Origin of the sequence: Pararhodonellum marinum, assembly GCF_015354735.1 — a bacterium.
In the GTDB taxonomy this organism is placed as follows: domain Bacteria; phylum Bacteroidota; class Bacteroidia; order Cytophagales; family Cyclobacteriaceae; genus Pararhodonellum; species Pararhodonellum marinum.
Genome location: NZ_JACEFJ010000005.1, coordinates 143,783 through 160,405, shown reverse-complemented (window position 1 = coordinate 160,405; position 16,623 = coordinate 143,783). Strand labels below are relative to the sequence as shown.

The 16,623-nt window shown below is 41.3% G+C and carries 17 protein-coding genes; 8 read left to right on the top strand and 9 right to left on the bottom strand.

Annotation, left to right across the window (positions count from 1 at the left end; genetic code table 11):
- Nucleotides 1-93 precede the first annotated feature (93 nt).
- Both H1A14_RS11720 and rocD read right to left on the bottom strand, forming a co-directional pair.
- Nucleotides 94-1,302: a porin gene (locus H1A14_RS11720; RefSeq protein ID WP_194776443.1), complete on the bottom strand. Its 1,209-nt coding sequence runs from the start codon at nucleotides 1,300-1,302 to the stop codon at nucleotides 94-96.
- A gap of 458 nt (nucleotides 1,303-1,760) precedes the next feature.
- Nucleotides 1,761-3,035, bottom strand: a complete 1,275-nt coding sequence (gene rocD, locus H1A14_RS11715) for an ornithine--oxo-acid transaminase (RefSeq protein WP_317174887.1) — start codon at nucleotides 3,033-3,035, stop codon at nucleotides 1,761-1,763.
- Between the two features lie 140 nt (nucleotides 3,036-3,175).
- Here rocD and H1A14_RS11710 point away from each other — a divergent pair, with 140 nt between their 5' ends.
- From H1A14_RS11710 to H1A14_RS11685, 6 genes are all read left to right on the top strand, one after another.
- Entirely contained in the window at nucleotides 3,176-3,340 is a 165-nt protein-coding gene (locus H1A14_RS11710; RefSeq protein WP_194776442.1) for a DUF5522 domain-containing protein, read from the top strand.
- A 108-nt stretch (nucleotides 3,341-3,448) separates the two neighbouring features.
- Nucleotides 3,449-3,691: a 50S ribosomal protein L28 gene (gene rpmB, locus H1A14_RS11705; RefSeq protein ID WP_194776441.1), complete on the top strand. Its 243-nt coding sequence runs from the start codon at nucleotides 3,449-3,451 to the stop codon at nucleotides 3,689-3,691.
- Between the two features lie 35 nt (nucleotides 3,692-3,726).
- A complete protein-coding gene (gene rpmG / locus H1A14_RS11700) occupies nucleotides 3,727-3,909 on the top strand; it encodes a 50S ribosomal protein L33 (protein WP_035075268.1) in 183 nt (60 codons plus the stop codon).
- A gap of 49 nt (nucleotides 3,910-3,958) precedes the next feature.
- Entirely contained in the window at nucleotides 3,959-4,111 is a 153-nt protein-coding gene (locus H1A14_RS11695; protein ID WP_194776440.1) for a DUF4295 domain-containing protein, read from the top strand.
- Nucleotides 4,112-4,210: 99 nt separating this feature from the next.
- On the top strand, nucleotides 4,211-5,173 hold the full coding sequence (gene ftsY / locus H1A14_RS11690; protein WP_194776439.1) for a signal recognition particle-docking protein FtsY: 963 nt from the start codon (nucleotides 4,211-4,213) through the stop codon (nucleotides 5,171-5,173).
- Between the two features lie 200 nt (nucleotides 5,174-5,373).
- Nucleotides 5,374-6,450, top strand: a complete 1,077-nt coding sequence (locus tag H1A14_RS11685; protein ID WP_228527746.1) for a DUF6340 family protein — start codon at nucleotides 5,374-5,376, stop codon at nucleotides 6,448-6,450.
- A gap of 7 nt (nucleotides 6,451-6,457) precedes the next feature.
- Here H1A14_RS11685 and recQ read toward each other — a convergent pair whose 3' ends face one another.
- The 6 genes from recQ to H1A14_RS11655 all read right to left on the bottom strand — a co-directional run bounded on the left by recQ (nucleotide 6,458) and on the right by H1A14_RS11655 (nucleotide 13,253).
- On the bottom strand, nucleotides 6,458-8,578 hold the full coding sequence (gene recQ, locus H1A14_RS11680) for a DNA helicase RecQ (protein ID WP_194776438.1): 2,121 nt from the start codon (nucleotides 8,576-8,578) through the stop codon (nucleotides 6,458-6,460).
- Between the two features lie 156 nt (nucleotides 8,579-8,734).
- Nucleotides 8,735-10,009 (bottom strand): serine--tRNA ligase, encoded by a 1,275-nt coding sequence (gene serS / locus H1A14_RS11675; protein ID WP_194776587.1) that lies wholly within the window; start codon nucleotides 10,007-10,009, stop codon nucleotides 8,735-8,737.
- Nucleotides 10,010-10,177: 168 nt separating this feature from the next.
- Nucleotides 10,178-11,539, bottom strand: coding sequence for a cell envelope integrity protein CreD (creD, locus tag H1A14_RS11670; RefSeq protein WP_194776437.1), 1,362 nt, complete (start codon nucleotides 11,537-11,539; stop codon nucleotides 10,178-10,180).
- Between the two features lie 59 nt (nucleotides 11,540-11,598).
- Entirely contained in the window at nucleotides 11,599-11,889 is a 291-nt protein-coding gene (locus tag H1A14_RS11665; RefSeq protein ID WP_194776436.1) for a winged helix-turn-helix domain-containing protein, read from the bottom strand.
- Complete coding sequence (locus H1A14_RS11660; RefSeq protein WP_194776435.1) at nucleotides 11,886-12,503, bottom strand: hypothetical protein; 618 nt, start codon at nucleotides 12,501-12,503, stop codon at nucleotides 11,886-11,888. Before H1A14_RS11660 ends, H1A14_RS11665 begins: the two co-directional genes overlap by 4 nt.
- Nucleotides 12,504-12,623: 120 nt before the next feature.
- Nucleotides 12,624-13,253, bottom strand: a complete 630-nt coding sequence (locus tag H1A14_RS11655; RefSeq protein WP_194776434.1) for a peroxiredoxin — start codon at nucleotides 13,251-13,253, stop codon at nucleotides 12,624-12,626.
- Nucleotides 13,254-14,003: 750 nt separating this feature from the next.
- Between H1A14_RS11655 and H1A14_RS11650 the strand changes: the two genes are divergently transcribed.
- Nucleotides 14,004-14,489, top strand: a complete 486-nt coding sequence (locus tag H1A14_RS11650; RefSeq protein WP_194776433.1) for a low molecular weight protein-tyrosine-phosphatase — start codon at nucleotides 14,004-14,006, stop codon at nucleotides 14,487-14,489.
- The gene (locus tag H1A14_RS11645; RefSeq protein ID WP_194776432.1) at nucleotides 14,482-15,357 is read left to right on the top strand and encodes a fructosamine kinase family protein; all 876 of its coding nucleotides are present in this window, start codon (nucleotides 14,482-14,484) and stop codon (nucleotides 15,355-15,357) included. The genes H1A14_RS11650 and H1A14_RS11645 overlap by 8 nt, the downstream gene beginning before the upstream one ends.
- Here H1A14_RS11645 and H1A14_RS11640 read toward each other — a convergent pair.
- Entirely contained in the window at nucleotides 15,354-16,619 is a 1,266-nt protein-coding gene (locus tag H1A14_RS11640; RefSeq protein WP_194776431.1) for an aspartate kinase, read from the bottom strand. The two genes, H1A14_RS11645 and H1A14_RS11640, sit on opposite strands and share 4 nt — an antisense overlap.
- Nucleotides 16,620-16,623: the final 4 nt, after the last annotated feature.

Here is a 16,623-nt window from a genome sequence, read left to right as displayed (position 1 = left end):
CAATAAGCCCAAATTTAAGAATAGAAATCCAAAATTTTACCATATGGATTTTGTTTGGAAAATATTGCTCATTGGCATCTTCAGGAATCTAAATCAAAAATTGATTTGTGCCTGTAATCTGAGTAGACTTCCTTTTTGTCTGTTGTCAGGGTTAAGCGAATTTTCAAAGGTCCGATCTGATATGGTATACATAGCAACGAGTTCAAAATTTCGATGCGGTTGCCACTCCACCCCTATCTCCAGTTCTTTTACCCGATGCCGTGTGGCATCCAACTCATGTTTTTTCCCGCCCTTATAATAGTGGTATCTAGTGAAAGGAATAAAAATATCCTTACCAGATCTCAAAAAATAGGAAGCCAATACATATCCACCTTCCAATGGCTTGTCCTCCACATCCATGGTTTCAGGATTGAACTCAGGTCCTCTTCCCCAGTTAAATTCGGCCTGAATACCAAAAGGCTGTGGATACATGATAAAGCTCGGCCCATACCTATATTCCCTAAATTCGGTCTGGTCAAAATCAGTCAAAGGATTTCGGTTGATGACAAATTTTCCGGTATACCCTTGGAAAGAACCTTCAATGATCTGTCCTGACGGCAATTCAAAGGGATAGGTCACCCTTGATACCACGTGCAAGGAGTTGTTTTTTTCCGGATTGTTGGCAGTTTGTCCGTTGTACAAGCCTAGTCCAAAAACACCATAATCTCCTGATCCTTTCAGTCCTGATGACACCAGGTATGAAAATCTTTTTCGGATTTCAGTAGGTGCATAATAAAACATGACCCCGATGTCCCGTTCGTTGGCGACTGCGGAATTTAAACCATCATTTCGGTCCAAGGGAACCCGGTTTTGACTGGACTGCAGGTTTTCGAAACCAAAAGGCACCTTGCTCTGACCAATTCGCAACCTAAATTCCTGCTTGGCATCCAAGCCAAGATCAAAATAGGCATCTCTGATCTGAGCAAAATTTCCTCCTCCGGAAGCGAAATCCGGCTGAATGTAAAAGTAAATCCTAGGATGAATGTCACCATAAAAGATCATCCGGATCCTACGAAAGAAAAACCCTCCGTTTTCCCCCCAGGATTTATCGCATTGTTCACACTGGAGCAATGGATTGGTCTCAAATAGCCGGTTATACCGCAATTGGGCATAACCTCTCAATTGGATACTTTCAGCCCAATGCTTTTTAACAGGTGTTTCAACAGCATTGGTACTTACTGAGTCTTCCATCGTGTCCCTTGCAAAAACACCATGGAAGGTCAAAACCAGGAAGGTCATGACCAAAGCGAAAGTTGTTCGCATACCAAGAAGTAGATAAAATTAAATTGTACAGCGATGCAAAGTTGAGAAGTTATTGTTTCCTTATCGTGTCCGGTAGATTATCAATTTGTTATTTGAATTTTGGGAAAAGAGGTGAAATCCATAGGATGACGCCAGAAATACTTTGAAAAAGGTCTAAATCACCATAATTCAGGCTATTCAGCAATGTTACCGAATTGTTAACAAATCAACTTATGTTAAGAAATCTTTACTGGATTGTTACCTAAACACATGTCCGGAAGTGATCTGATAATGGCGATTAGCGTTTTTTCCCTTTTCGCTCGTGATTTTTTTGCATTTGCCCAAAAAAATAAAAGTGGATACCATGCATCAATTTTCAACCTTTGAGTTGCCAAAATTTTAACTTAACCCAATAAAAAAAACTGCCCAAAAGGTTTTCCTAGTGGGCAGTCAAAATACTGTGATGGAGTGTAAAAAGCCTACTTTTCAAACTCCTTTACAACCCTCTCGATGATGTCACAGCATTCATGAAGCTGCTCCTCAGTCATTACCAAAGGGGGTGCAAATCGGATGATATTGCCATGGGTGGGCTTGGCCAAAAGCCCATGCTCTTTCAAGGCCACACACATGTCCCAGGCCGTGGAACTTTCGGGAGAATCATTGACCACCACTGCGTTCAATAGACCTTTTCCTCTTACCAGTTTGAGAATGCTATACTTATCCACCAAAACCTGCATCCTGTCTCGAAAGATTTTACCTAGTTTTCGGGCATTAAGGGCAAGTTTTTCATCCCTGACTACCTCCAAGGCCGTCATGGCAACTTTAGCCCCCAGCGGATTTCCTCCAAAAGTTGAACCATGTTGGCCAGGCTTAATGACATTCATGATGTCATCATTGGCCAAAACGGCAGATACAGGATAAAATCCCCCAGAAATAGCCTTACCAAGAATCAGTAAATCAGGCTGGGTATATGTTTCTTGTTTTTCGCAGTGACCTTGACATGTACAGTTGCCACATACGGCCAAAAGAGAGCCTGTTCTGGCAATTCCAGTTTGGATTTCATCAGCTATAAATAAAACCTGATGCTTCTTGCAAGTTTCTGATGCTACTCTTATGTAGTCTTCTGCCGGAGTATATACACCAGCTTCTCCCTGTATGGGTTCGACAAGGAAAGCAACAACATTTTTTTGCTCAAGTGCCTTTTCCAAAGCAGAAATATCATCGTATGGAATCTTTACAAAACCCGGGGCATAAGGACCAAAGTTTTTTCTTGCATTTTTGTCATTGGAAAAAGAGATAATGGTGGTGGTCCGACCATGGAAGTTGTTTTCGGCTACCACAATGACCGCTTCATTTTCTTCTACTCCCTTTTTTTCGTATCCCCATTTCCTTGCTATTTTGATTGCCGTTTCCACTCCTTCGGCCCCGGTATTCATGGGTAGTACCTTGTCAAATCCAAAATACTCCGTAATGTACCGCTCAAATGGACCTAAAACATCATTATAAAATGCCCTTGAAGTTAGGGTTAGTGTTCCGGCTTGCTCAATCAGGGCTTCTTTGATCCTGGGATGGCAGTGTCCTTGGTTGACCGCAGAGTAAGCGGATAAAAAATCAAAATATTTCTTGCCCTCCACATCCCAGAGGTATACACCTTCTCCTCTGGCCAAAACTACGGGTAGGGGGTGGTAATTGTGTGCTCCGAATTTTTCTTCCAGGGCAATGGCCTGCTGACTTGATGTAATTTGTTCCATAATTATGAGTAATTTTGTTGTCTCAGCCGCAAAGTTAGCAAAAGGGAATTTCAAGCCATGTTAATTTGTAAAAAGATGCTTATCTGAAATCAATCTAAATCTCTGAAACAATCCCTTGGCATGAGAAAAATGTAAGTTGAGTAATGAAAACACCAAAAAAAACGGTTAGACCGATGGAAATACAGGATGGGGATTATTATATGGATGCCAATGGGTTGATGGTATTTACCGCTCAATACCATCTCAGAAGGGGGAGCTGCTGCGGTTCGGGGTGCAGGCATTGCCCTTACCATGAAAAGAAAGATTAATCAGGGAAAATCAGGGAATTATTTAGGCAGCTCTTTTGGTAATTCACAATTTCTTCCGATATTTGCAAGCTCAATTGAAAAACGTCTTTAATATTTCGATCATATATCATGGCAAAAGTTTGTGACATCACCGGTAAGCGACCTCAAGTAGGTAACAACGTATCGCATGCGAACAACAAGACCAAGCGTAAGTTTTATCCCAATCTTCACAAGAAAAGCTTCTATGTGCCTGAGGAGGATGCTTGGATCACGTTGACCGTTTCCAGCAGTGCTTTGAGAACCATCAATAAGAAAGGCATCTCTGCCGTATTGAAGGATGCTCAAAAAGCAGGAAACATCATCATCAAATAATATAGTATTAGCGCACCCTATAAATAGATCAAGCGATGGCTAAGAAAGGAAACAGAGTACAAGTAATCATGGAATGTACAGAACATAAAACATCAGGTCTTCCTGGTACTTCCAGATACATTACTACCAAAAACCGTAAAAACACAACCGAAAGACTGGAATTGAAAAAATTCAACCCAATCATGAAGAAGGTGACGGTTCACAAAGAAATTAAATAATTCAAGGCATCAATATTGCTGCAAAGCATTATTACTAAACCTAAACGCAATGGCTAAGAAAGTAGTAGCAACCCTAAAAAAAGAAGGTGGCGTAACTTACGCTAAAGTGGTCAGGGCGATCAAGTCGGAAAAAACTGGCGCCTACACTTTCAAAGAAGAAATGGTTCCAACCTCTTTGGTACAGGATACCCTCAAGAAATAATCAACGGTCCTTATTCAAAGGCCCAAGATGAAAAATCCCTCCTGATATTTATTGGGAGGGATTTTTTATTATCTTCATGGCAAAATTAAAATGTAGATTATGGGAATTTTCGGTTTCTTTTCCAAAGAAAAGAAAGAAAGTCTAGACAAAGGGCTTCAGAAAACCAACGAAAACCTCTTTTCCAAACTAGGGAAAGCGATTGTTGGAAAATCCAAAGTGGATGAAGAAATTTTGGATGAACTGGAAGAGATCCTCATCACTTCTGATGTAGGTGTAGATACCACTATCAAAGTAATTCGACGCATAGAGGAAAGGGTAGCGAGGGATAAATATGTAAACACTGCCGAGCTAGATGTGATTTTGAGAGAAGAAATCGCGGGTTTGCTGGAAGAAAACAACTCAGAGGACCTGTCCAATTTCGATCTTCCTGAAGATAAAAAACCTTACATCATCATGGTAGTCGGCGTAAACGGTGTAGGCAAAACCACCACCATCGGAAAATTAGCCCACCAATTCAAGACTGCTGGTAAATCAGTTATCTTAGGTGCTGCGGATACCTTCAGAGCGGCGGCTGTAGATCAGCTGATCTTATGGGGAGAAAGGGTCAATGTGCCAGTGGTCTCGCATGGCATGAATACCGATCCTGCCTCAGTAGCCTTCGATGCAGTCAAAAAAGGAGTGGATACCGGTGCAGATGTGGTCATAATAGATACTGCAGGCCGACTGCATACCAAAGTCAACCTGATGAATGAACTATCTAAAATCAAGCGGGTGATGCAAAAATTCATTGAAGACTCACCTCATGAAGTCTTGTTGGTCTTGGACGGGTCTACGGGTCAGAATGCCTTTATCCAAGCCAAAGAATTCACCAAAGCAACAGAAATCACCGCACTGGCCATCACAAAACTCGACGGAACAGCCAAAGGTGGCGTGGTAATAGGCATCTCCGACCAATTCAAAATCCCGGTGAAATACATAGGCGTAGGAGAAAAAATGACAGATCTTCAGGTCTTCAACAAAAAAGAATTTGTAGACTCCCTTTTCAAGAAAAAACTGGCATGATCCTAAATGCATTTTTTGTCATGTCATATCTTTATTTATTTTAGTTTTATTTCGAACTTTCGATGATGTCCAAAATTTTGCTCTTTTTTTAAGAAAATTGGCTTAGATTTTGTCAATGAAAAATCTATTCTTTTGGCAGATTTTGGTGAATTTTGAATAATTAGGGCGAAATAATTACCTACACGTAATCCTTTTGTAACATGAAATTAAGTGATTTGACTGAACACAGGTTGGTTCATGTGAAAGTCTGGCTTATGCTGGCCTTGGCTATTTTTTCTTGTAGCCGTAATGTGACCATGAATAGGCTTATGCCGGCTGACATTACCGTACCTAGCCATGTGCAGCGCATTTTGATCGTGGATAGAACGGAACCGGAAAGCCAAGGTTTAGCCATCATTGAAGGCATATTGACAGGAGAAGCGCCATTTGAGGTGAAAAATGCGGTGGAGTCCACCATCGCCACCATTACCCAAGAGCTAAACACCTCACCCCGATATGAAATCATCAGAGCCAGAGAAAGACTAAAAGGCGGACTTTTTGCCCAAACCTTTCCCCAACCCCTTTCTTGGGAGCTGATTGACAGGTTGGTAAAACAATACGATGCAGACGCAGTGCTGAGTCTAGAAATGTTCAGTTCGGATTTTATCGTGACAGATAAAGCCCAACTCATTAAGAAAACAGTGGGCAGCGGTGAAAATGCCAAAGAAGTCGAGGTACAGGGATTTTATGCAGAAGGCATTGCCAACGTCAAAGCAGGATTTCGTTTCTATGATCCTGTAAACCGCAATCTCTTTGATCAGAAAGAGTTTTCCAAAACCAATACCTGGAGTGCCACGGCGGAATCGAGAGGACAGGCCTTGGCATTATTGATAGACAAATCAAGGGCAACCATTTATGTGGGACAGATGGCAGGGGCCTCCTATGCCAGAAGGGTAGCACCCATGTACCTCAACATTTCCAGAACCTATTACCCCAAATCCAAAAAGAATCCGCAAATAGAACGAGGGGCAAGGTATGCCCAAGTCAACCAATGGGAAGAGGCGATTGCCACCTGGGAAAGTGGACTACCTTCTGCCCATCCCAAAACCGGAGGTAGAATGGCTTACAACATCGCATTAGGTTATGAGGTATTGGGTGACTTGCAAAATGCAAAATACTGGGCTGACTTAGCCTACCTGGATTATGGTTTCAAAAATGCCCGTGCTTATTCCCAACAGCTGGACAGGAGAATGGGGGATGAAGAGAGGCTAAGGTACCAAATGGGAGAGGCACAGTAGTTTCTATTTATCTTTCCTCTGCCAAAGCAACCTTGAGTTGAAAATAGCTGTACCTTTCTCCAAAATGTTCTTTTAGAGGTTTGAGGAAGTGTCCTTCCTGCCGCCTATAATACAATCTTATGTTCAGCAAGTCATCTTTTCCCATCACCTCAAGGGGATCTATTTTTCCTGCCTTGACCAATCCCACCAAGTGGGTTTCAATGGTAGAAGGAGACATGTTTCGGTCCTCAGCAATCTGATACAGGCTTTTCCCTTCCTTAAAAAGTTTCAAACTAAGCAACTCCGAACCAGAAGCTGAAGTTGTGGAAGCTTCCCTTACTCTTTTTGAGGCTGGCTTTCTTCTGGACTCCAATTCATTGACATCAGCGTACTTTTTTATGAGATCCATAAATACTGCTCCATATTTTTCAGCTTTAAGTTGACCTACACCGGTGATGTCCAAAAAGGCCTCCTGATCCATAGGCAGGTAGGTTGCCATTTCCAGCAGGGATGCGTCAGAAAAAATGATATAAGGAGGCACCTGATCCCGTTGAGCTAGCCTGAACCTGAGTGCTTTCAGTTCATCCAAAAGGCCTTCTTCCCTTTTTTCCTTGACTTCTGAAACGGGAATGCTTTCTTCCATGGACAGCAGTATTTTCTCTTTCTTTTTGAGCTTTTCCCAAGCCAATTGGGAAAGTTTGAGGGTAGGAAACTGACTGCCCACTTCCTCCAAATACCCTTCCTGAATGAGTTGTTCACCTATCTTTTTCCAAAAATCCTCCGACTTGTCTTTTCCTAATCCGAAAACGGAAAGGGTTTTGTGTTGTTCTTGGACCTTGGCAGACTGCGACCCCCGCAAAACCAAGACAGCATAACCCAGTCCAAAATTCCCATCCAATCGCCCAATGGTGGATAGCAGCATTTGGGCAGGAATGGTCTGATCCTTTTTGTTCCCGCGCTGAAAACAAACATCACAATTGCCGCAGGCATCGGGATGTTCTTCTCCAAAATAATTCAAAAGGTATTTTCTTCTACAGGTTTTGCTCTGACAAAAAGCCTTCATCCTGTTCAGTTTGGCAAGCATGACTTCCACATGAGCGGGATTTTCTGACCCTTCAATCATCTGGGACAAGACCATGGCATCCCTAATCCCGAAAAAGAGCAATGCATCACTGGGCAACCCATCTCTTCCGGCCCTGCCGGTTTCCTGATAATAGCTTTCGATATTCTGCGGCATGTTCATGTGGACCACAAAGCGCACATTGGATTTGTCTATTCCCATCCCAAAGGCTATGGTTGCCACCATGATTTTCACTTCATCCTTGATGAAAAGGGTTTGATTCTTTCTGCGCACATCCGCAGACATTCCTGCATGATAGGGCAAGACGGAATAGCCATGGGCCATCAATTTTTCTGAAGTTTCCTCTACGTTCTTCCTTGATAGACAATAAATGATTCCGGCATTCTTTCGGTGAAAATCCAGAAAATCCACCAACTTATCAAACGCATTTCTTTTGGGGGCAATTCGGTAGGTAATGTTACTTCGGTCAAAGGAGGAAATAAACCATTCCGGTGAAAAAAGTCCCAGCTTATCTGCGATGTCCTTGCGGGTCTGCTGATCGGCTGTCGCGGTCAAAGCCAAAAACGGAACATCCTTAAGGGCTTTTCGGAGGTTACCGATCTTCAGGTATTCAGGGCGGAAATCATGCCCCCATTGAGAGACACAGTGTGCCTCATCCACCGCCACCAAGGACAATTTGATGGATTTTAGCCATTGATCTAGCGGCTTACTCCCGCTAAATAGCCGTTCGGGCGCAATGTAAAGCAGTTTAAGGGCTCCCTTTTCCGCTTCTTGAAGCACAAAACGCTGTTCACTTGCATCTTGGGTGGAATTCAGAAAAGCTGCCGGTATGCCATTGGCCTTCAAGGCATCCACCTGATCCTGCATCAATGCAATCAGCGGGGATATCACTAGGGTCAAACCCTCCATGACCATGGCCGGCACCTGATAACAGACCGACTTTCCCGCACCAGTGGGCATCAATACGATACCATCCTTCCCCTGAAGGGTGGATGAAATGATTTTTTCCTGTTTGCCCCTAAACGAATCGTATCCGTAAAAATCCTTTAAAACCTCTAAAGCTGTCATATTTTAAAAAACTTGGTGATAATTCTAATTTATGAAAAACAAGCTTAATTTGGAATTGAAACGAAATCTTTATTTATAGAATCTCCGGATTTTTGAGCACCTCCCCAGTTGATGTCATGCATAACATGAAATCTATTACGCTGATTAACAGAAATTTTAACCTATCCTATCAAATCCCAAATAAGGTTGCAGAATTTCCGGCATGCTGATGCCGTTTTCGTCTTGGTTATTTTCCAGAATGGCTGCCACAATCCTGGGCAAAGCCAATGCGCTCCCATTCAGGGTATGGGCCAGCTGCATTTTACCCTCTTCATTTTTGAATCGAAGCTTGAGTCTATTGGCTTGGAAATTTTCAAAATTACTGACAGAACTTACTTCAAGCCACCGCTCTTGAGCAGCAGAATAAACTTCCATATCATAGGTCAGCGCGGAAGTAAAGCCCATGTCCCCACCGCAGAGTTTCAATACCCGATAAGGAAGGTTTAATTTATTCAACAAGCTTTGAACATAAAGATTCATCTCTTCCAAGATCTCATAGGATTGATCCGGATGGGCGATCTGCACGATTTCGACTTTATCAAACTGATGCAGTCTGTTGAGTCCCCGTACATGGGCTCCCCAGCTACCTGCCTCTCTTCTGAAACAAGGTGTAAAGCCAACATTTTTGATTGGAAAATCAGACTCTTGGAGGATCACATCCCTGTACATGTTGGTAATGGGCACTTCCGCTGTAGGAATCAAATACAATTTGTCCGCCGTGGCTTCATACATCTGCCCTTCCTTATCCGGCAATTGACCTGTACCATAACCTGAATCTTCATTGACTAATATCGGGGGTTGGACTTCTGTGTAGCCAGCTTTTTGGGCTTCATCCAGAAAGAAGTTTACAAGGGCCCTTTGAAGGCGGGCACCTTTTCCTTTGTACACAGGAAAACCTGCGCCTGAGATTTTTACTCCTAAGTCAAAATCAATGATATCAAAATCTTTGATCAATTCCCAGTGGGGTTTTTTCCCTTGGTGAAGAGCAGGTATGGTGCCACTTTCCAGGATCAGTTCATTGTCATCGGCAGATTTACCAGCCGGAACACTGCTATGTGGCACATTAGGCAAGGTGTACAACACCTGTTTGAGCTCCTCCTCATAAGTGACATATTGTTCTTCAAATTGCTTGATGCTGCTTTTTATTTCTGAGGTCCTTGCTTTGATGTTTTCAGCTTCTTCCTTATTTCCATCCCGCAACAACAAACCGATCCGCTTTGAAATGACGTTGGATTCTGCCTGCAATTGATCTCTTTCCAGTTGGGTGGACTTTCTTTTTTTGTCTAAATCAAGCACCGTATGAAGGATACTTTCCGCATGTGCAAAATTTCTTTTTCGCAAGCCTTCCAGGACCTGTTCAAAATTTTCCTCGATGAAATTTACCTGTAGCATAAATGTGAAGTCTCTCAAGATTTGAATGTGCAAAGATAATGATTTGGGACTGTTTACGCAGTCAGAACCAGGATATCCTCAAATTTTATCTTTCTACTGCATGACCTAGTTAAAAACCAGCCATAGCAGACCATCAAGAAAGGATGATTGGTGTGAAAATTAGGGCCATCATGTCCCTAATGGATTTTTGTTTTTTTCCGGATTGATTAGATGAAGGTTGTTCCAGTCTATATTTCTAGTCAAATACATGGTAGCTCCCAAAATCAAGAAAAGCCCAACACTTCCCATCAGCAGGGCAAATTCCTGTAATTGGAGGTTGACAAATAAGAATCCGAATAGCACCAAAAGTAAGGTGGTGAGTACAAGAGTGAACTTGGTGGATTTGAAAAGAGGTATGGAATAAAGGCTTATCATCGCTACAATGGCGACAGTAGATAATACAAAGGCCAAATCAAAACCGCTGTGTTCAGCAATCGAAATTAAAAGGATATAAAATAAGCAAAGGGCCAAACCGACCATCCCATATTGGAAAGGATGTATTTTCCTTTTTCCAAGAATTTCCACCAAAAAAAACATGAGGAAAGTCAAGGCAATGGTCATCAACGCATATTTGGCTGACCGCATGGATTTTTGGTAATCGTCCAAAGGAACCAAAAGGTCAATCCCAAAATCGGAGCTGTTCAATTCAGGAAAGTAGCTTCCTCCTGTCCAAGATTGAGGAAAATTACGGTTCAATTCCAGTACTTTCCACTCTGCCGAAAATCCATGTTCGCCCAAATCCCTTTTGTTTGGAAGAAAATTACCGTTGAATTTGGGTGAGACCCAATTTGACTGGATTGAAACCTGGGTAATTCTACCAACCGGTACAAAAGAAAGATTTTCACTCCCTTTAATCTTAAGGTCTAACTGGAAGGGTACATTGTCCCCTATTTGTAAAGACTGATCCTCAAGCTTGACCCCAAATCCAGGCCCAGAAAGATGCTGGCTTCCAATGCCCGGCTTGACTGGGAATTGCTGTCCATTCCAAGTGAGATTTACCTCTTCCTCAATACCCCTCAAATCGGTCAATCCAAATGAAATCGTCGCATCATCCCAAAGGATGGACTTTAGGTGGGCAAGATCCATTTCAGCTGAAATTTGAAAATGACCACTATAATTTAGTGTTGACCTGTAAACCGCTACCTGATAAATGCCTCTCTTGAGTAATTCGGGATCTATAGTACCTTGGATTTGAAGATCTTCAGGAAGCAGGTGATAGTATTTGGTCTCTTGGATCATTTCACCGGATTTTTCTTTCTCATAAATAAGAGGAACACTCAAAATGGGGCCAGTCAATTTTTGTTGACGTGCCCATTTAGACCCGACTTCCTCTTTGGCTTCAATACTTAGCAGTTGCCTTTCAAAAATGGTGGATTTTATCATTTCGGAAGGAATCAGCAGCAACAAAGCCAGGATGCCAATGACAGCAAGCTTAATGAAAACCGAAAAGCGATTAAAGTATTCAGCAATGAATTCTAAGGGATTTTTCATAGTCAGTTGAGTAAATGGATTAAAAGTACTTTGTTTTTCAAAGTAAATGTTTAAATTTTTTATTTCAGTAAGTTTTCAATCGCTTTTAAATGCTTGAGAAAGGCCTGCCTTCCTGCGGGTGTGACGCTGTATTTGGTATTGGGTTTTCTTTCCAGGAACTCCTTGGAATAGCTGACATAGGCTTCCTTCTCCAATGTTTTCAGGTGGCTGGCCAAGTTGCCATCAGTGGCACCCAAGAGGTCCTTAAGTGAATTAAAGTCCAAGTGATCATTCACCATCAATGCGGACATGATGCCCAACCTGAGTTTGTTTTCAAATGCTTTGTTTAAATCTTTTAACTTCTGCTTCACGATCCGTACCTCATGTGCATGATTATACCATAGATGATGTGCAATACTCCAAATCCAATGGCCCAGAACAAAAGTCCATAACCAATAAAATACATGGCCATCAAACCCAAAACAATTTCCAGAATCCCGAGGCTACGAATTTCATTTAAAGTGTATTTGCTGGCGTTGACCAGTGCCAAGCCGTAAAAGATAAGAGTCAAAGGAGCTAAAATACCCACATATCCCCGGCTAAGAAAAATTAGGCAAAGCACCCCGCCTGTAGCTAATGGAATCATTAAGTTGGAAAGTAGGCGCTTTGAATTCCTGTCCCAAATTTTCTGCTTGTTTTTGCCTGCTTTGAGACTTGTGAAAAAGATCCCTGACCCCAAAGACAACAAAAGGACAACTCCTGCTAAAATAAAAAGATTGAACATAGAAGTCTCATCGATGCCCACCATCTTGTAATCAAAGTATTCGCTTTCTTGATAAATGAATAGGTAGGCAAAATAAGCTCCAAACAAGGCAATGATGCCTGCGGATACACCAGATAAACCGCTTAGGGATATAAAACGGGAAGACCGGTCCATGATTTCTTTAATGTCGTGGATATCCGAAAGGTATTTTTCTTTGTTCATATAGAGTACTTTGAATTTCAAAGTAAATACAATAATCCGATTTGAGCAAGGTATTAACAAAAATTCACAAAAAAAGCCCCTCATCAGAGGGGCTAAATATATTGATGTATTAAAGAAGGTTTAATTTTTTGCCAAATATGCAGATACTCCTTCTTTGGTCGCTGACATGGCTTCTTTTCCTTCTTCCCAGTTGGCAGGACAAACTTCTCCGAATTGCTCCACATGGTGCAGCGCATCTACCAATCGGATCATCTCGTCAATATTTCTTCCCAAAGGAAGGTCATTGATGGTCTCTTGTCTTACTACCCCGTTTTTATCAATCAGGAAAGTCCCTCTGTAAGCTACCGGTGCTCCTTCGAAGGTAAGTTCTCCAGCATCATTGTAGTTCCACTCACCCGCCAAAACGCCATAATTATGGGCTATGGTTTTAGCGGCATCTGCAACCAAAGGATAGGTTACACCTTCAATTCCCCCATGGGCTTTAGGGGTAGCCAACCACGCTAGATGGGATTCTTCTGTATCACAGGATGCGCCGACTACAGCCACACCTCTTTTTTCAAACTCTTCCAATTTCTCCTGAAATGCAAGTATTTCAGTGGGGCACACAAAAGTAAAGTCCTTTGGATAAAAGAAGAATACCACATCTTTGTGTCCAATGTATTGTTCCAAAGAAAAGTTTTCCACGATTTCCTCTCCGTCAAGGACAGCTGCAGTGCTAAAATTAGGAGCTTTTTTTCCGACTAACGACATATTTTTTTAAATTTTATATTGATAAATTGTTTATCTGATTTTTAATTTTTCTCAAGCTGATTTTCCTGAGTTCATCAATGAATCTATGAGGGCATTACTTTTAGAACCTTAATATTCTTATCAGTTAACATAATCATTCCTCACCTGGAAACGTTCCACAAAACTAATAAAATTTTGTGTTTTCATTAAATTTTAACAAAATCAGAATTAATATTGCTATTTATACGAAATAAAATAATTAAATACTGAATCTTTCTTTAATTAAAAGATATTTTATCGATTTTATTGAAATTACTTCTTTTTCTTAGACATATGTCAATATTTGATGTCATTTACTAATCATTTTTATCCAAACAAGTGATTTTTTTTGCTTCTTTTAAAAATAAAAATTGCTTGAAAGATGGTGGTTTTTGCAGAAATTTGGCTAGCCATTTAGAATTCAAATGTGACATTCCCATTGATTTTCAATTCCTTAAAGACAGCTACTAAGTTTTATTTTTTATGTATTTTTTCGAGGAAGGATGTTTTGGCATTAAAAATTTTATTAAATTGAATCCTAAAGAAATGGTCAAAATAAGGAATCACCCAATAGTTAATATTTGACGATTTTTTGTCCAGCAGGATTAATTTAGTCATTCTTTTCATCATGTGTAGGGTATCGTATGCATGATGAAAAAAGTGATTTGAATGGGTTTATTTAGTACAGGAAACCTAAAAACAAAAGTCAAACCGAAGGTTTAAATTTCAACGATGATTAAAGTTTTATTCGTTTGTCTGGGTAATATTTGCCGATCACCTCTGGCAGAAGCCATTTTTGAACATAAATTAAAAAATCACAATCTTCATACTAAATTTTTCAGTGATAGTTGTGGCACCTCGGATTACCATATCGGAGAACTACCAGATGAGCGTACGATTGCCTGCGCAGAAAAACATGGCATCCCCATCAAACACAGAGGCCGTCAGATCAATCGGGTGGACATCCGCGAATTTGATTACCTGATCGCCATGGACCGTTCCAACCAAAAAAACATACAAAATCTGATCGATAAATCAGGGATAAAAAATAAGCAGGTTTATTTGATACGTGATTTTCAACCTGATGCAGATGATCCTGAGGTACCTGACCCATATTATGGGGGTTCGGAAAGTTTTGAGGAAGTATACCGCATCTTGGATGATGCCATTGATCACTTGTTACAACAGCTTCGACAGGAGAATCAGATCTATGCGTGACCCAAGTTTGGATTTTGATCAGGTACTCAGATTGATCACTAACCAAAATATCCAAGTCCATTCCTATCAATTTATTTCCTCAGGCAACATCAATCAAGCAGTTTCCCTAAAAACTTCTCACGGTGATCTGTTTTTGAAATCAAATTTTCAGGCTCAGCCAGACATTTTTGAAAAAGAAATAGCTGGTTTGGAATTGCTTAGAAAGCATAGTCCGCTTACTATTCCCAAAACTCTGGGTCATTGCCAATGGGCTGAACAGCATTACCTGGCGATGGAATGGATCAAACAAGGAAGGAGGAGTCCAGATTATTGGCAAAAATTGGCGCAAGGCATGGCCCAAATTCATTTTACCTCGGATACCCATTTTGGTTTGAATGAAGACAATTACATTGCCATTCTACCCCAGATCAATAGCAGAATGGTCGAATGGCCTGACTTTTTTTGGACTTGTCGCCTGGAACCACTTGCCGGAAAAGCTTACTATGAGGGTTTGATTCCCAAAGAAATTTTGAAAAGTTTCCAAGCGTTGCAGCCTAAATTATCTCAGTTGATGCCGAAAGAAAGGCCCGCTCTGATCCACGGAGATCTCTGGTCTGGAAACATTCTGGTCAATGAAAAAGGAGATCCTGCATTGATTGATCCTGCGGTCTACTTCGGACACCGTGAGATGGACCTGGCTTTCTCATTGCTTTTCGGTGGATTTGAGGAGTCTTTTTATGAAACCTACCAGGAAATTTTTCCAATGGAGCCGGGATTTGAGGACCGAGTAGATCTCTACAACATATACCCTTTGCTCGTTCACTTGCATCTTTTTGGCAAAAGTTACCTCCCGGGCATCAACAGGGCATTGAACAAGTACCTCCACTAAGCTTTGGTAACGACCTGAAAAGTAGTACGGGTGGCTTGTTCGAGCAAAACCTCCCTTCCTTTTAGAATACCATCAATGGTGTTCATCTCTTTATTTTTTACAGTGATGAGCAATAGGTTTTCATTGTAACGAATTTCAAAAAAATGCCTTAATTCCTGCATGAGTCTTTCCAATTTGAAAAGTTCATGATCGATGCAGATGGAAAGGGTGATGGCTGATATCTGCAAAAGATTTACCTTCAATTTTAGCTTTTCCAAAACCCTGTATACCTGATGGATATGGCTTTCTTCTATAAAGGTAAAATCCATCACCCTAAAAGTGACCAAAATCTGCTTTTCCTTAATCACAATTACCGGGGTTGCATGCTGGACATCAAAATTTCCAATAGCTGTTCCCGGTGCCTCTGGGTTCAAAAAAGATTTAACAAACAGGGGAATTTGGGCATTGGCTAATGGCTTGATGGTCTTGGGATGGATCACCGATGCACCATAATAAGTCAACTCCGCTGCCTCCCTGTAGTCGAGTTGCTCAAATCGAATGGTATTGGCAAATCGTTTGGGATCCGCATTGAGCACGCCCTCAACATCCTTCCATATCGTAACCGACTTAGCTTTGACGCAGGTAGCCAGGATTGCGGCAGTAAAATCAGAACCTTCTCGGCCAAGTGTGGTCGTCCTTCCTTTTGCTTCCCGGCCTATAAAGCCTTGCGTGACGATTGGAAATTGACTTGAATTGGAGAGCAACAGTTTTTTACAATTGGCTTGGGTGATTTCCCAATCCACTTTTGCAAATCGGAAATCATCGTTGGTACGGATCAGTTCACGGGCATCCTGCCAGATACAAAAAAGCTGCTGTTGACAAAGATATTCCTGTACAATGCGCGTGGAAAGCAATTCCCCAACACCTACTACCTGATCATAAAACTCATCATAGTTTTCTTTGGCCAGGTTTTTTTCCATTTGTCTGGAAAGCTGGGTAAATAAATTGTCAATCCAGGCAAAAACCGGTGCTTCTTTTTCAAACAATTCGCCACATATATCCAGATGAATTTGCCTGAGAGCAACCATATTGGTAGTGTATTCTAACCCTTGCAATTTTAGATTCAGAATTTCCTCAAGCGCATTGGTGGTTTTTCCAATGGCGGAAATAATGATGATCATTTGGTTTTGCAAACGTTTGTTTATTATATTTGAGAGGTTTTTGATCGCATCGGCATCTTTTACAGAAGCCCCTCCGAATTTGAAAACATGGTAATTTTCCATTAAA

Excerpts from the sequence above, each read along its gene's own strand:
- H1A14_RS11720 (WP_194776443.1), bottom strand. The coding sequence starts at position 1,302 with ATGCGAACAACTTTCGCTTTGGTCATGACCTTCCTGGTTTTGACCTTC.
- H1A14_RS11710 (WP_194776442.1), top strand. The coding sequence starts at position 3,176 with ATGAAAACACCAAAAAAAACGGTTAGACCGATGGAAATACAGGATGGG.
- rpmB (WP_194776441.1), top strand. The coding sequence starts at position 3,449 with ATGGCAAAAGTTTGTGACATCACCGGTAAGCGACCTCAAGTAGGTAAC.
- rpmG (WP_035075268.1), top strand. The coding sequence starts at position 3,727 with ATGGCTAAGAAAGGAAACAGAGTACAAGTAATCATGGAATGTACAGAA.
- H1A14_RS11695 (WP_194776440.1), top strand. The coding sequence starts at position 3,959 with ATGGCTAAGAAAGTAGTAGCAACCCTAAAAAAAGAAGGTGGCGTAACT.
- ftsY (WP_194776439.1), top strand. The coding sequence starts at position 4,211 with ATGGGAATTTTCGGTTTCTTTTCCAAAGAAAAGAAAGAAAGTCTAGAC.
- H1A14_RS11685 (WP_228527746.1), top strand. The coding sequence starts at position 5,374 with ATGAAATTAAGTGATTTGACTGAACACAGGTTGGTTCATGTGAAAGTC.
- recQ (WP_194776438.1), bottom strand. The coding sequence starts at position 8,578 with ATGACAGCTTTAGAGGTTTTAAAGGATTTTTACGGATACGATTCGTTT.
- serS (WP_194776587.1), bottom strand. The coding sequence starts at position 10,009 with ATGCTACAGGTAAATTTCATCGAGGAAAATTTTGAACAGGTCCTGGAA.
- creD (WP_194776437.1), bottom strand. The coding sequence starts at position 11,539 with ATGAAAAATCCCTTAGAATTCATTGCTGAATACTTTAATCGCTTTTCG.
- H1A14_RS11660 (WP_194776435.1), bottom strand. The coding sequence starts at position 12,503 with ATGAACAAAGAAAAATACCTTTCGGATATCCACGACATTAAAGAAATC.
- H1A14_RS11655 (WP_194776434.1), bottom strand. The coding sequence starts at position 13,253 with ATGTCGTTAGTCGGAAAAAAAGCTCCTAATTTTAGCACTGCAGCTGTC.
- H1A14_RS11650 (WP_194776433.1), top strand. The coding sequence starts at position 14,004 with ATGATTAAAGTTTTATTCGTTTGTCTGGGTAATATTTGCCGATCACCT.
- H1A14_RS11645 (WP_194776432.1), top strand. The coding sequence starts at position 14,482 with ATGCGTGACCCAAGTTTGGATTTTGATCAGGTACTCAGATTGATCACT.
- H1A14_RS11640 (WP_194776431.1), bottom strand. The coding sequence starts at position 16,619 with ATGGAAAATTACCATGTTTTCAAATTCGGAGGGGCTTCTGTAAAAGAT.